The organism is Priestia sp. YIM B13552, assembly GCF_042787775.1.
Taxonomy (GTDB): domain Bacteria; phylum Bacillota; class Bacilli; order Bacillales; family Bacillaceae_H; genus Priestia; species Priestia megaterium_E.
The window spans coordinates 449,679-463,298 of record NZ_JBHZOU010000002.1 but is presented as its reverse complement, the minus strand read 5'-3'; the positions used below and the strand labels follow the sequence as shown (position 1 = coordinate 463,298).

The following is a 13,620-nucleotide window of genomic DNA, read 5'->3' as shown; positions in this document are numbered from 1 at the left end:
ACATGCCAAAACAAGTGTTGCAAAACGCAAAAGAAAGAATGGAAAAAGCAATTCAATCATTTAGCCGCGAACTAGCATCAATTCGTGCTGGACGTGCAAGCGCGTCACTTCTTGACCGCGTAACGGTAGAATACTACGGTGCACCAACACCAATTAACCAATTGGCGCAAGTAAGCGTGCCTGAAGCTCGTATGCTTGTTATTCAGCCTTATGACAAATCACAAATTGGTGAAGTTGAAAAAGCTATTTTAAAATCTGACTTAGGGTTAACACCTACAAGCGATGGAACTATTATCCGTTTATCGATTCCTGCTTTAACGGAAGAGCGTCGTCGTGAGTTAGTGAAAATGGTGAAAAAATATGCTGAAGAAGCAAAAGTCGCGGTTCGTAACGTACGCCGTGATGCAAACGATGATTTCAAAAAGTTAGAGAAAAAAGGTGAAATTACTGAAGACGATTTACGCGGCTACAGTGATGACATTCAAAAACTAACAGATGATCATATCGTAAAAGTGGATAAAGTGGCGAAAGATAAAGAAGAAGAAATTATGGCAGTTTAAGTCATTTCAAGGTAAAATATATTGTAAAAGACCCTCTATTGTTTACAGGGGGTTTTTTTGTTAATAATGTGTAGTAAGAAAAAACTCACATAAGCCACACGTTTATGTGAGAGCGTACAACGGGGGACCTTTGCATGTTAAGAAAATTTCAAGCATGGAAGAAAAGTCAAGATTTAAATACACTGTCTTTGTCAGAACGAAAAGATCAAGTGAAACAGCACCCTGTTCCTGAACATATTGCAATTATTATGGATGGGAACGGTCGTTGGGCGCAAAAACGAGCTCTTCCTCGCATGATGGGCCATCATGAAGGAATGAAGGTAGTGCGTCATGTGACCAGATTGGCCAATGAATTAGGTGTTAAAGTATTAACTTTATATGCATTTTCCACTGAAAATTGGAAGCGCCCCAAAACTGAAGTCGAGTTTTTAATGAAACTGCCAGAGGAATTTTTAACAACCTTTCTGCCTGAGCTAATTGAAAAAAATGTGCAAGTTCGTATTATGGGGGATAAAAGTGAGCTCCCTGCCCATACGATTCGAGCCGTGGATAACGCAATTGAAAAAACAAAGCATAACACAGGGCTGATTTTAAACTTCGCGCTCAATTACGGTAGCCGTCACGAAATCATGGGCGCTATTCAGTCATTGGTAGAAGATGTAGAACAGGGAAAAGTAGCTTCCTCTTCTATTTCAGAAAATTTATTTTCTTCCTATTTAATGAGCAAAAGCCTTCCAGATCCGGATTTGCTTATTCGTACAAGCGGTGAGCTTCGCTTAAGTAATTTTATGCTTTGGCAGCTAGCTTACACAGAGTTTTGGTTTACAGAAGTATTATGGCCAGATTTTAAAGAAAATCATTTAATCGAAGCAGTCGAGGCGTTTCAAAAGCGCGGTCGCCGCTTTGGTGGTGTATAAGAAGGTGTGGAAAACAAGATGAAACAGCGCATTATCACCGCGATTGTAGCACTTGCGGTATTTGTGCCGATTGTTTTAATTGGAGGGTTACCTTTTACCCTTATTATGTATGTAATCGGAACAGTTGGTGTAATTGAGCTTTTAAAAATGAAACATTTGAAAGCAACGTCTTTTCCAAGTATCATTAGTTTATTGCTAACCTGGGTGTTTTTACTACCAAATGGAAGAGATGTTGCATTTCAATTCTTAAGTGAACATAAGATAGAAGTAGCGCTTGCTGCTGTCCTTCTTTTATTAATGTACACGGTTGTAGTTAAAAATAAATTTACCTTCGATGACGTTGGGTTTATTTTATTAACGACAGTATATGTTGGCTTTGGCTTTCATTATTTTATCGAGGTTCGTCAAGAGTTCGGGTTAGCTTATTTGTTCTTTGCTTTTCTTATTATTTGGGCGACGGATTCCGGAGCTTATTTTATTGGACGAGCAATGGGGAAACGAAAGCTATGGCCGGAAATCAGTCCCAATAAAACCATTGAAGGTTTTGTTGGTGGCGTCGTATGCGCTATTGTAGTAGCCATTGTATTTAAGCTGTTAGCAAATATTGATCAAACTATGATTGAACTACTCGTAATTGGTATTATCGTATCGTTATTTGGACAGATGGGTGATCTTGTACAATCAGCGTTCAAACGTCACTATGGCGTAAAAGATTCAGGAAAGATTTTACCGGGTCATGGTGGGATTTTAGACCGTTTTGACAGTTTGATGTTCATCATGCCAATTTTAGCTTTTTTATTATCTCTATAAAAAAGATGTCTTTGTTTTAATAGGAGTGAATATACTTGAAGAAAATTTCCTTGTTAGGAGCTACAGGTTCAATCGGTACTCAAACCGTGGATATTGTTCGAGCGCATCCGGAGCATTTTGAGCTCTCAGCAATCTCTGTAGGTCGAAATATTAATGAAGCAAGAAAGATTATTCAGCAGTGTAAGCCAGCCCTTGTTTCTGTGATGAAGCAAGAAGATTGTCTGTCACTGCAAGCAGAATTCCCTTCTATTCGATTTGTTTATGGAGAAGAAGGGCTTGTGGAAGTGGCAACTCATCCATCCACAGAAGTTTTAGTAAATGCGGTTCTTGGAAGTGTAGGGTTGACTCCTACGCTAGAAGCAATCAAAATGAGAAAAACGATTGCTATTGCAAATAAGGAGACACTTGTTACCGCTGGTCACCTTGTCATGGAAGCAGCCAAGGAATATGGCGCTGATATTTTACCGGTAGACAGTGAGCACTCAGCTATTTTTCAAAGTTTGCAAGGGCAAGATCAAAAAGCAATAGACCGTTTAATTTTAACGGCTTCTGGAGGGAGCTTTCGAGATAAAACGAGAGCAGAACTACAGGGAGTAACGGTTGAAGATGCGTTAAATCATCCAAACTGGTCGATGGGAGCTAAAATTACAATTGATTCGGCAACGATGATGAATAAGGGACTAGAAGTGATTGAAGCACATTGGCTTTTTGATCTTCCCTATGAGAAAATTGATGTATTGTTACATAAAGAAAGCATCATTCATTCTATGGTAGAGTATTCTGATACAAGCGTTATTGCTCAGCTTGGAACGCCTGATATGCGCGTGCCAATTCAATACGCGTTAACGTATCCAAAACGCATGTCTTTACCTAACACCAAGCGTTTAAGTTTGGCGGATATTGGTCAGCTTCACTTTGCTAAAATGGATGAAGAGCGTTTTCGCTGTTTAGCTTTTGCATTTGAGGCTGGCAAAGCGGGTGGAACACTTCCGACTGTTTTAAATGCAGCTAATGAAGAAGCTGTTCAAGCCTTTTTAGATGGTCACATTACATTTTTACAAATTGAAGATGTGATTGAAAAAGCAATGAATGAACATACTGTAATACAGAAACCTTGTTTATCTACTATTAAAGAAGTAGATTTAGAAGCAAGAGAGTTTGTTAGATCCGCCATCTCTCGATAATGTGCGTGCGAGAGAAGCCACTCACTTATTTCTGGTGGGTGGAGGTTTGACTCTATTACATGAAGGGGGTAATACCCATTGAACACAGTCATTGCGTTTGTCGTCATTTTTGGAGCTCTTGTATTCTTTCATGAGCTTGGTCATTTAGTTTTTGCAAAGCGTGCAGGCATCTTATGCCGTGAGTTTGCCATTGGGTTTGGTCCCAAAATCTTTTCATTTAAACGAGATGAAACAGTTTATACCATTCGTTTGCTGCCTCTAGGTGGATTTGTTCGAATGGCTGGAGAAGACCCAGAAATGATCGAAGTTAAGCCTGGTCAAATGGTGGGCCTCATGTTTGATAAGGAAGACAAAGTAAATAAAGTCATTATTAACAACAAGGAACAGCATCCAAATGCAAAAGTTATTGAGGTAGAGCAAGCAGACTTAGAGCATAATCTATTTATTTCAGGTTATGAAGAAGGTGAAGATGAACGTCTGCAAAAATTTGAGGTAGCAGAAGAATCTTACTTCGTTATGGACGGAGAAGAAATTCAAATTGCACCTTACAGCCGTCAGTTTGCTTCCAAAACTCTTGGTCAGCGTGCGCTAGCCATTTTCGCTGGTCCGCTAATGAACTTTATATTAGCCTTTGTTATTTTTATCGTTCTTGGGATTTCTCAAGGATATGTTGTTGACAAACCTGTGATGGGCAAATTAACATCAGATGGAGTAGCCGTTGATGCGGGACTTAAACAAGGAGATAAAGTTCAAGCAATTGATGGACAAAGTGTTTCAACGTGGGATGATGTCGTAAAAGTAATTCAAAAACATCCTGAACAGCAAATTACATTCACGGTTCAGCGCGGCAGCAAAACGCTAGATATTCCGATTACACCTGAAAGTCGCAAAGTTGGGGAACAGACAATTGGACTAATTGGCGTATATGCACCGGTTGAAAAGTCATTCATTGGTTCGATCACGCACGGAGCTACTGAAACATATACGTGGATGAAAGAAATCTTAACGGGTCTAGGGAAGCTTGTGACAGGACAATTCAAACTGGATATGCTTTCTGGTCCTGTAGGTATTTACGCAGCAACCGATCAAGTAGCACAGTCAGGCATTTATTATCTAATGAAATGGGCAGCCGTTTTAAGTATTAACTTAGGGATTGTCAATTTGCTTCCACTTCCTGCTTTAGATGGAGGACGACTATTGTTCTTCGCTGTAGAAGGAATTCGCGGTAAGCCAATTGATCGTCAAAAAGAAGGCATTGTTCATTTTATCGGTTTTGCTTTATTAATGCTGCTGATGCTCGTTGTAACGTGGAACGATATTCAAAAGTTCTTTTTATAAGACATACGCTCAGCGAGGGATATTCCCTCGCTGATTATATGAAAATTGCGGCATGGTCCGCCTTAAAAAATAAGATAGAGAAGTAAGCAAAGAGGTGCGAGGTTATGAGACAAAGTTCTACATTGATTCCTACATTAAGAGAAGTGCCAGCTGATGCGGATATAAAAAGCCATCAGCTTCTATTGCGCGCAGGTTACATGCGCCAAAATGCAAGCGGTGTGTACAGCTTTTTACCGCTTGGTAAGCGCGTATTGCAAAAAGTTGAACAAATTGTTCGTGAAGAGATGGACCGTGCAGGTTCTGTCGAATTATTAATGCCTGCTTTACAACAAGCTGAATTGTGGCAAGAGTCTGGCCGCTGGTATTCATACGGACCTGAGTTAATGCGTATGAAAGATCGTCACGGCCGTGAATTTGCTTTGGGAGCAACACACGAAGAAGTTATCACAAGCTTGCTTCGTGACGAAGTGAAGTCATACAAACGTTTACCGCTAAATTTATATCAAATTCAAACGAAGTTCCGCGATGAAAAACGTCCACGCTTTGGCTTATTACGCGGTCGTGAATTTATTATGAAAGATGCATATTCGTTCCATGCTTCTCAAGAAAGTTTAGATGAAGTATATGACAAAATGTTTGCTGCCTACAGCCGCATCTTTGAGCGCTGCGGATTAAATTTCCGTGCGGTTATCGCTGATTCAGGTGCAATGGGCGGAAAAGATACGCATGAATTTATGGTTCTTTCTGAAATCGGGGAAGATACAATTGCTTATTCAGATACATCTTCTTATGCAGCAAATGTTGAAATGGCACCGGTTGTAAATACCTATGAAAAATCAACTGAAGCTGAAAAAGAATTAACAAAGGTAGAAACACCAAATCAGCATAGCATTGAAGACGTAGCTGCTTTCTTAAATGTTGAAGCGACTTCTTGTATCAAGTCACTTTTATTTAAAGTAGATGATCGTTTTGTGCTTGTACTTGTTCGCGGGGACCACGAAGTAAACGATATTAAAGTGAAAAATTATTTTGAAGCTTCCGTTGTTGAACTGGCAACTCCAGAAGAAACAAAAGAAGTATTAAAATGCGCAGTTGGTTCAGTAGGACCGATTGGAGTAAGTGATTCAGTAGAAGTGGTAGCTGACCATGCTGTAAAAGCAATTGCTAACGGTGTATGCGGAGCAAATGAAGAAGGTTATCACTACACAAATGTGAATGAACGTAACTTTAATGCAACTTACGAAGATTTCCGCTTCATCCAAGAAGGGGATCAGTCACCGGATGGACAAGGCGTTATCAAGTTCGCTAAAGGTATTGAAGTGGGCCACGTCTTTAAGCTAGGAACTCGTTACAGTGAAGCGATGGGAGCAACGTATCTAGATGAGAACGGACGCAGCCAGCCAATGATTATGGGCTGCTATGGTATCGGTGTTTCTCGTACAGTAGCTGCGATTGCAGAACAATTTAATGATGAAAACGGTCTTCTATGGCCAGAAGCTGTTACGCCTTATCAAGTGCACGTTATTCCAGTTAACGTGAAAAATGATGAACAGCGTGAACTAGGTGAGAAATTATATAATGAGTTATTAGATAATCGCTTTGAAGTGCTGTTAGATGACCGCCAAGAGCGTGCAGGAGTAAAATTTGCAGATTCAGATCTAATTGGTCTTCCTGTTCGAGTAACAGTTGGTAAACGTGCATCTGAAGGAATTGTAGAAGTAAAAGTACGCAAAACTGGGGAGTCATTAGAAGTGTCAGTTGACAATCTTGTTTCAACAGTGAAAGAACTGCTAGCGAAGTAATGAAGCAGCGGGGATTTGTATCCCTGCTGTTTTTATGTTTATAAACAGAACATATGACAGAATAGAAGTCATTTATGTTAAAATAGATTGCACTCATTTATAAAAGGAGGCAGAAAACTTGGAAGCACAAACGCTAGGAAAAAAAGAGCGTTTTAAGTTGCTGCTGCAGCAGTTAGAGCTGACGAGTGATCAAATTGTTCCTTACTTTGAAAACGCAGCGATTGAAAAGCTCGTCATTCAGAAAGAACAAAAAAAATGGCATTTCCATTTTTCTTTAGAAGGGTTATTACCTTTTGAGATTTATGAGTTATTCCATGCTCGCATGTCTTCAGCTTTTTCTCATATTGCGAGTGTTTCTTTTTCTATTCAAACCGTTAATAAACAATGTACGGAAGAGCATGTACAGTCATATTGGAAGCATTGTATTGGAGAAATGCAGGGCATATCTCCGCTTTTACAGTCGCTTTTACAAGATCAAATGCCGAGGTTGAACGGCGCCAAATTGATTGTGAACGCACGACATGATGCAGAAGGAACGGCTTTACGTAAAAAGTATAGTCAGTTAATTGCTGATCAGTATGCGTCCTATGGGTTTCCGAACCTTCAGCTAATGACGGAAGTTGTACATTCAGAAGAAGCATTTCAGCAGTTTGTAGAGCAACGAAAACAAGAAGATACAGAAAAAGTATTACAAGCCATCACAGAAATGCAAAATAAAGAAAATGAAAAAAGTGATGGACCAGACCTACCAAAAGGTCCGCTTACAATTGGATATACGATTAAAGACGAGACGGTTCGCCTGGATTCCATTGTGGATGAAGAAAAGCGAATTGCCGTTGAAGGCTACGTATTTGATGCAGAAACGAGAGAATTACGAAGCGGACGTACGCTTCTTATTTTTAAAGTGACAGATTATACAAACTCTATTATGGTTAAAATGTTTTCGCGTGATAAAGAAGATATTCCTTTACTTCAAGCGATTAAAAAAGGAATGTGGGTAAAGGTTCGGGGAAGTGTACAAAACGATACATTTGTTCGTGATCTAGTTATGATTGGAAATGATGTTAACGAGATTACCGGCCCTGCTAGACAGGATACAGCGCCTGAAGATGAAAAGCGTGTGGAACTTCACTTGCATACGCCAATGAGTCAAATGGATGCCGTTTCATCTGTTGGAGCTTTAGTCGGACAAGCCAAAAAATGGGGACATCCGGCTGTAGCGATAACTGATCACGCGGTTGCACAGTCGTTTCCTGAAGCGTATGGAGCCGGGAAAAAGAACGGCATTAAAATACTGTACGGAGTGGAAGTCAATTTAGTAGACGACGGCGTGCCGATTGCCTATAATCCACAGCATGTGGATTTGACAGAAGCAACTTACGTCGTATTTGACGTCGAAACAACCGGTTTGTCAGCCGTATACGATACCATTATTGAACTTGCTGCCGTGAAGATGAAAGAAGGCGAAATCATCGATCGATTTGAACGGTTTGCAAATCCTCATCATCCTCTGTCTGCAACAACAATTGAGCTGACGGGTATTACAGATGATATGGTCCAAAATGCGCCTGAAATCTCAGAAGTACTTCGGGATTTTCACGAGTGGATGGGAGACAGTATTTTAGTCGCTCATAATGCAAGCTTTGATATGGGATTTTTAAATATGGGACTGCAAAAAATCGGATTAGAAAAAGCAGCTAACGGCGTTATTGATACGCTTGAACTCGGAAGATTTTTGTATCCGCATATGAAAAACCATCGTTTAAATACTCTTGCTAAAAAGTTTGATATTGAACTTGTGCAGCATCACCGCGCGATTTACGATGCGGAAACAACCGGCTATTTGTTAAATAAAATGCTGAAAGATGCATTTGAACGCGAAATTACGATGCACGATCGCTTAAATGATTATATGGGAGAAGGGAATGCATATCAGCGGGCCCGTCCTTATCATGCGACGCTTTTAGCACAAAACGACGTAGGTTTAAAAAATCTATTTAAACTCGTTTCTATTTCTCATTTAAATTACTTTTATCGAGTTCCGCGAATTCCGAGATCTCAGCTCGACAAATATCGAGAAGGTATCTTGATTGGAACCGCATGTGACCGAGGCGAAGTATTCGAAGGCATGATGCAAAAAGGAATTGATGAAGTAGAAGGAGCAGCTGAATTTTATGATTACATCGAAGTGCAGCCCCCTGACAACTACAAGCACTTAATTGAACTGGATTTAGTGCGGGATGAGAAAGCCTTAAAAGATATTATCAGCAATATTGTGAAGCTCGGTGAAAAGATTGGAAAGCCGGTTGTAGCAACAGGAAATGTGCACTATCTCAATCCGGAAGACAAAATTTACCGAAAAATTTTAATTGGTTCACAAGGCGGGGCTAACCCGTTAAACCGTCATCAGCTGCCGGATGTTCATTTTAGATCAACGGATGAGATGCTGAATTGTTTTTCATTTTTAGACGGGGACAAAGCGAAAGAAATTGTTGTTCATAATACGCAAAAAATAGCGGATATGATTGACGATATTAAACCAATTAAAGATGATTTATATACGCCTAAAATTGAAGGTGCAGACGAAGAAATGCGTGAAATGAGCTATGCGATGGCACGCAGCATCTACGGTGAAGAGCTGCCTGAAGTAGTAGAAGCTCGCCTAGAGAAAGAGTTGAAAAGTATTATCGGGCACGGGTTTGCCGTTATTTACTTGATCTCGCATAAACTCGTTAAAAAATCCTTGAATGATGGTTACTTAGTTGGTTCACGTGGTTCCGTAGGGTCTTCATTCGTTGCGACGATGACAGAAATTACAGAAGTAAACCCACTGCCGCCGCATTATGTTTGTCCAAAATGTAAGAAATCTGAGTTTTTTAATGACGGTTCCGTTGGTTCTGGATTCGACTTGCCGGATAAAAGCTGCGACGATTGTGGCGTACCATTTATTAAAGACGGACACGATATTCCGTTTGAAACGTTCTTAGGATTCAAAGGAGATAAAGTTCCCGATATCGATTTGAACTTCTCCGGAGAGTATCAGCCGCGAGCTCATAACTATACAAAAGTACTGTTTGGACAAGATAATGTATACCGCGCGGGAACAATCGGTACAGTAGCCGAAAAAACAGCTTATGGCTATGTAAAAGGCTATGCCGGTGACCGTGATTTACATTTGCGAAACGCAGAAGTGGATCGTTTAGTAGCAGGATGTACGGGCGTAAAACGTACAACGGGTCAGCATCCAGGGGGGATTATCGTTGTACCGGACTATATGGATATTTTCGATTTTTCACCGATCCAGTTTCCAGCTGATGACCGTAATTCCGAATGGAGAACAACTCATTTTGACTTCCATTCGATTCATGATAATTTATTAAAACTTGATATACTTGGACACGATGATCCGACCGTGATTCGCATGCTTCAAGATTTAAGTGGAATTGATCCAAAAACAATTCCGACAGATGATCCTGAAGTGATGAAAATTTTTAGCGGAACGGAATCACTTGGCGTAACAGAAGAGCAAATTATGTGTAAAACAGGAACGCTTGGCATACCTGAGTTTGGAACGCGCTTTGTGCGTCAAATGTTAGAAGATACGAAGCCAACGACGTTTTCAGAGCTTGTTCAAATCTCAGGACTGTCGCACGGGACGGACGTATGGCTTGGTAATGCGCAGGAGCTAATTCGCAATGATATTTGCAACTTAAGTGAAGTAATCGGCTGTCGTGATGACATCATGGTGTATCTGATTTATCAAGGTCTTGAACCTTCACTTGCCTTTAAAATTATGGAGTCTGTACGTAAAGGGAAAGGGCTAACACCTGAATTTGAAGAGGAAATGATCAAAAATGGTGTTCCGGACTGGTATATTGATTCTTGTAAAAAGATTAAGTATATGTTCCCTAAAGCCCATGCGGCTGCTTATGTATTGATGGCCGTGCGTATTGCTTATTTCAAAGTGCACCACGCGCTTCTTTATTACGCAGCATACTTTACGGTTCGTGCAGATGACTTTGATATTGATACGATGATCAAAGGCTCAACTGCCATTCGAGCGAAGATGGAAGAAATCAATGCCAAAGGTTTAGATGCATCTCCTAAAGAGAAAAACTTATTAACGGTGCTTGAGCTTTCTTTAGAAATGTGCGAACGAGGCTATTCGTTTAAAAAAGTAGATTTATATGAATCTAGCGCAGACGAATTTTTAATTGACGGTACGTCTTTAGTTCCACCGTTTAATGCCATTCCCGGTCTTGGCACAAATGCAGCGCTGAACATTGTAAAAGCTCGTGAAACGGGAGAGTTTTTATCGAAAGAAGACTTGCAGCAGCGAGGCAAAGTATCGAAGACGATTTTAGAGTATCTAGACAACCATGGATGCCTTGAATCATTACCTGATCAGAACCAGCTTTCTCTTTTCTAACATTTGCATAAAATAAGCGGTTATGATATAGTAATTGTGGAAATGCTAAGGATACGGACGAGAAAGAGTGGGGAAACCCGCTCTTTCTTATTGATATGAACTTACTGACATAGTAAGTAGTATGGAGAACGAATCGGCTTCTAGCATGATTCGTTTTTTCTGTAGATTTTCAATCACCATGATTGATTTATTATGTGACGTTTAAAATCCTGCAACACAAATGACAACATTTCCACTCTAGTAGGTTAGACCTCTTATAGAGTGCAAAATAAAAATAGCAAATAAACCACTCTTTTTTGATATAAGAGACATAAAAAACGCGTAACCTAAACATACCATGCAATGTCTCGAAGGGAGGATTAGAATGAGTAAAAATGTAAAACAAACAGTGGAAGAAATGGTTTCCCCTATCTTAGAGGAAATGAATTTAGAGCTTGTTGAAATTGAATACGTAAAAGAAGGAAAAGATTGGTTTTTACGTGTGTTTATCGACTCTGATACCGGCGTGGATATCGAAGACTGCGGAGCAGTAAGTGAAAAATTGAGTGAGAAAATGGATGCAGTAGATCCAATCCCTCATAACTATTTTTTAGAAGTATCATCGCCTGGTGCGGAACGCCCATTAAAAAAAGATAAAGATTTTGAACGTGCAATTGGTAAGCATGTATACATAAAAACATATGAACCAATTGAAGGCGCAAAAGAATTTGAAGGCGAATTACAATCATTTGACGGAGAAACTGTCACATTATCTATTCGTATCAAAACACGCACAAAAACGGTGGTTTTACCATATGACAAAGTCGCTTTTGCTCGATTAGCGATTGTATTTTAATGTGTAGGGGCCAATATTAAAGGGGGATTATCCAACGATGAGCAGTGAGTTATTTGATGCCTTAGTCATTCTTGAAAAAGAGAAAGGCATTAGCAAAGATATAATTATTGAAGCAATTGAAGCAGCGCTAATTTCTGCTTACAAACGCAACTTTAACCAAGCGCAAAACGTACGCGTTGATTTAAATTTAGAAAGAGGTTCAATGCGCGTGTTTGCTCGCAAAGATGTGGTTGATGAAGTATATGATCCACGCCTGGAAATTTCGGTTGAAGAAGCACAAACAATCAACCCTAACTTTCAGCTAGACGATGTGGTTGAAATCGAAGTAACGCCAAAAGACTTTGGACGCATCGCGGCTCAAACGGCAAAACAAGTTGTTACACAGCGTGTTCGTGAGGCGGAACGAGGCGTTATCTATTCAGAGTTCAGCGATCGGGAAGAAGATATTATGACAGGTATTGTTCAGCGTCAAGATTCTCGCTTCATCTATGTGAGCCTTGGCAAAATTGAAGCATTGCTTCCTCAAAGCGAGCAAATGCCAAATGAGCAGTATAAACCTCATGATCGTATTAAAGTGTATATTACGAAAGTAGAAAAAACAACAAAAGGCCCACAAATCTATGTTTCACGTACGCACCCAGGTCTTTTAAAACGTCTTTTCGAAAAAGAAGTACCGGAAATCTATGACGGTACAGTTGAATTAAAATCAGTAGCTCGCGAAGCTGGAGACCGTTCAAAAATCTCTGTTCATTCTGAGTATGCTGAAGTAGATCCGGTCGGTTCTTGCGTTGGGCCAAAAGGTCAGCGCGTACAGGCTGTTGTAAATGAACTAAAAGGTGAAAAAATTGACATCGTTCGCTGGTCAAATGATCCAGTTGAATTTGTTGCCAATGCTTTAAGTCCATCTAAGGTAGTAGATGTGATTGTAGATGAAAATGAAAAAGCAACAACTGTTATCGTTCCTGACTATCAGCTGTCACTTGCAATTGGTAAACGTGGACAAAATGCACGTCTAGCTGCTAAGCTGACAGGCTGGAAAATTGATATTAAAAGTCAATCAGAAGCTGAACAAGAAGGTATGGTTGTAAAAAACAGCGATGATATGCTAGTAAGTCAACATGCATTTGATTCAGATGAAGATATGGAATAAGAGGTGAGCCAAGGTGAACAATCGTAAAAAAGTCCCGATGCGAAAATGTGTGGCCACTGGAGAAATGAAGCCTAAAAAAGAGCTAGTACGCGTTGTACGCTCAAAAGAAGGCGACGTTTCAGTTGATGTAACGGGTAAAAAGTCCGGGCGCGGAGCTTATGTAAGCAAGGATAAAGAAGCAATTTTATTGGCAAAAAAGAAAAATGTGCTTTCGACACATTTAGGCGCGTCAATAGATGAAGCGGTTTATGAAGAGTTGCTAGCGCTTGTAGAAAAGGAGAAACAGTCACGCTAATGAATGAACAATGGATCTCCTTTTTAGGGCTTGCAAACCGTGCACGCAAATTGATTTCTGGAGAAGAACTTGTGGTTAGAGAAGTTCGGAAACAAAAAGCAAAGTTAGTACTTTTAGCAAGCGATGCGTCTGAAAACACAAAGAAAAAAGTAACGGATAAATGTTCTTACTATAACGTTTCGGTTAAAATCGTTCCCGATCGCTATACGCTAGGTCAAGCGATTGGTAAAGATGCTCGAGTCGTGGTAGCCGTTATGGACGAGGGGTTTGCTAAAAAGCTAGCAACGATGCTCGGTTAAT

Annotated in this window: 11 protein-coding genes; all 11 read left to right on the top strand. The window is 40.1% G+C overall.

Annotation, left to right across the window (positions count from 1 at the left end; translation table 11 throughout):
• The first annotated feature begins 2 nt into the window (after window positions 1-2).
• Window positions 3-560: a ribosome recycling factor gene (gene frr / locus ACFX40_RS08410; protein WP_013058847.1), complete on the top strand. Its 558-nt coding sequence runs from the start codon at window positions 3-5 to the stop codon at window positions 558-560.
• A gap of 134 nt (window positions 561-694) precedes the next feature.
• The gene (locus ACFX40_RS08405) at window positions 695-1,477 is read left to right on the top strand and encodes an undecaprenyl pyrophosphate synthase (protein WP_028410833.1); all 783 of its coding nucleotides are present in this window, start codon (window positions 695-697) and stop codon (window positions 1,475-1,477) included.
• 18 nt (window positions 1,478-1,495) lie between these two features.
• Complete coding sequence (locus tag ACFX40_RS08400; protein WP_263033781.1) at window positions 1,496-2,287, top strand: phosphatidate cytidylyltransferase; 792 nt, start codon at window positions 1,496-1,498, stop codon at window positions 2,285-2,287.
• 35 nt (window positions 2,288-2,322) lie between these two features.
• A complete protein-coding gene (gene dxr, locus ACFX40_RS08395) occupies window positions 2,323-3,471 on the top strand; it encodes a 1-deoxy-D-xylulose-5-phosphate reductoisomerase (protein ID WP_028410835.1) in 1,149 nt (382 codons plus the stop codon).
• A 78-nt stretch (window positions 3,472-3,549) separates the two neighbouring features.
• Entirely contained in the window at window positions 3,550-4,809 is a 1,260-nt protein-coding gene (rseP, locus tag ACFX40_RS08390) for an RIP metalloprotease RseP (RefSeq protein ID WP_028410836.1), read from the top strand.
• A gap of 104 nt (window positions 4,810-4,913) precedes the next feature.
• Window positions 4,914-6,611, top strand: coding sequence for a proline--tRNA ligase (locus tag ACFX40_RS08385; RefSeq protein ID WP_025750291.1), 1,698 nt, complete (start codon window positions 4,914-4,916; stop codon window positions 6,609-6,611).
• Between the two features lie 118 nt (window positions 6,612-6,729).
• Window positions 6,730-11,040: a PolC-type DNA polymerase III gene (locus ACFX40_RS08380; protein ID WP_028410838.1), complete on the top strand. Its 4,311-nt coding sequence runs from the start codon at window positions 6,730-6,732 to the stop codon at window positions 11,038-11,040.
• Window positions 11,041-11,404: 364 nt separating this feature from the next.
• The gene (gene rimP / locus ACFX40_RS08375; RefSeq protein WP_013084764.1) at window positions 11,405-11,875 is read left to right on the top strand and encodes a ribosome maturation factor RimP; all 471 of its coding nucleotides are present in this window, start codon (window positions 11,405-11,407) and stop codon (window positions 11,873-11,875) included.
• 37 nt (window positions 11,876-11,912) lie between these two features.
• Window positions 11,913-13,025: a transcription termination factor NusA gene (gene nusA / locus ACFX40_RS08370; RefSeq protein ID WP_028410839.1), complete on the top strand. Its 1,113-nt coding sequence runs from the start codon at window positions 11,913-11,915 to the stop codon at window positions 13,023-13,025.
• Between the two features lie 13 nt (window positions 13,026-13,038).
• Complete coding sequence (rnpM, locus tag ACFX40_RS08365) at window positions 13,039-13,320, top strand: RNase P modulator RnpM (protein ID WP_013058838.1); 282 nt, start codon at window positions 13,039-13,041, stop codon at window positions 13,318-13,320.
• Window positions 13,320-13,619, top strand: coding sequence for a YlxQ family RNA-binding protein (locus tag ACFX40_RS08360; protein ID WP_013058837.1), 300 nt, complete (start codon window positions 13,320-13,322; stop codon window positions 13,617-13,619). Before rnpM ends, ACFX40_RS08360 begins: the two co-directional genes overlap by 1 nt.
• Window position 13,620: the final 1 nt, after the last annotated feature.

Coding starts and splice junctions, on each gene's coding strand:
- ACFX40_RS08385 (WP_025750291.1), top strand. CDS start 4,914: ATGAGACAAAGTTCTACATTGATTCCTACATTAAGAGAAGTGCCAGCT.
- rimP (WP_013084764.1), top strand. CDS start 11,405: ATGAGTAAAAATGTAAAACAAACAGTGGAAGAAATGGTTTCCCCTATC.
- nusA (WP_028410839.1), top strand. CDS start 11,913: ATGAGCAGTGAGTTATTTGATGCCTTAGTCATTCTTGAAAAAGAGAAA.
- ACFX40_RS08400 (WP_263033781.1), top strand. CDS start 1,496: ATGAAACAGCGCATTATCACCGCGATTGTAGCACTTGCGGTATTTGTG.
- ACFX40_RS08405 (WP_028410833.1), top strand. CDS start 695: ATGTTAAGAAAATTTCAAGCATGGAAGAAAAGTCAAGATTTAAATACA.
- ACFX40_RS08360 (WP_013058837.1), top strand. CDS start 13,320: ATGAATGAACAATGGATCTCCTTTTTAGGGCTTGCAAACCGTGCACGC.
- frr (WP_013058847.1), top strand. CDS start 3: ATGCCAAAACAAGTGTTGCAAAACGCAAAAGAAAGAATGGAAAAAGCA.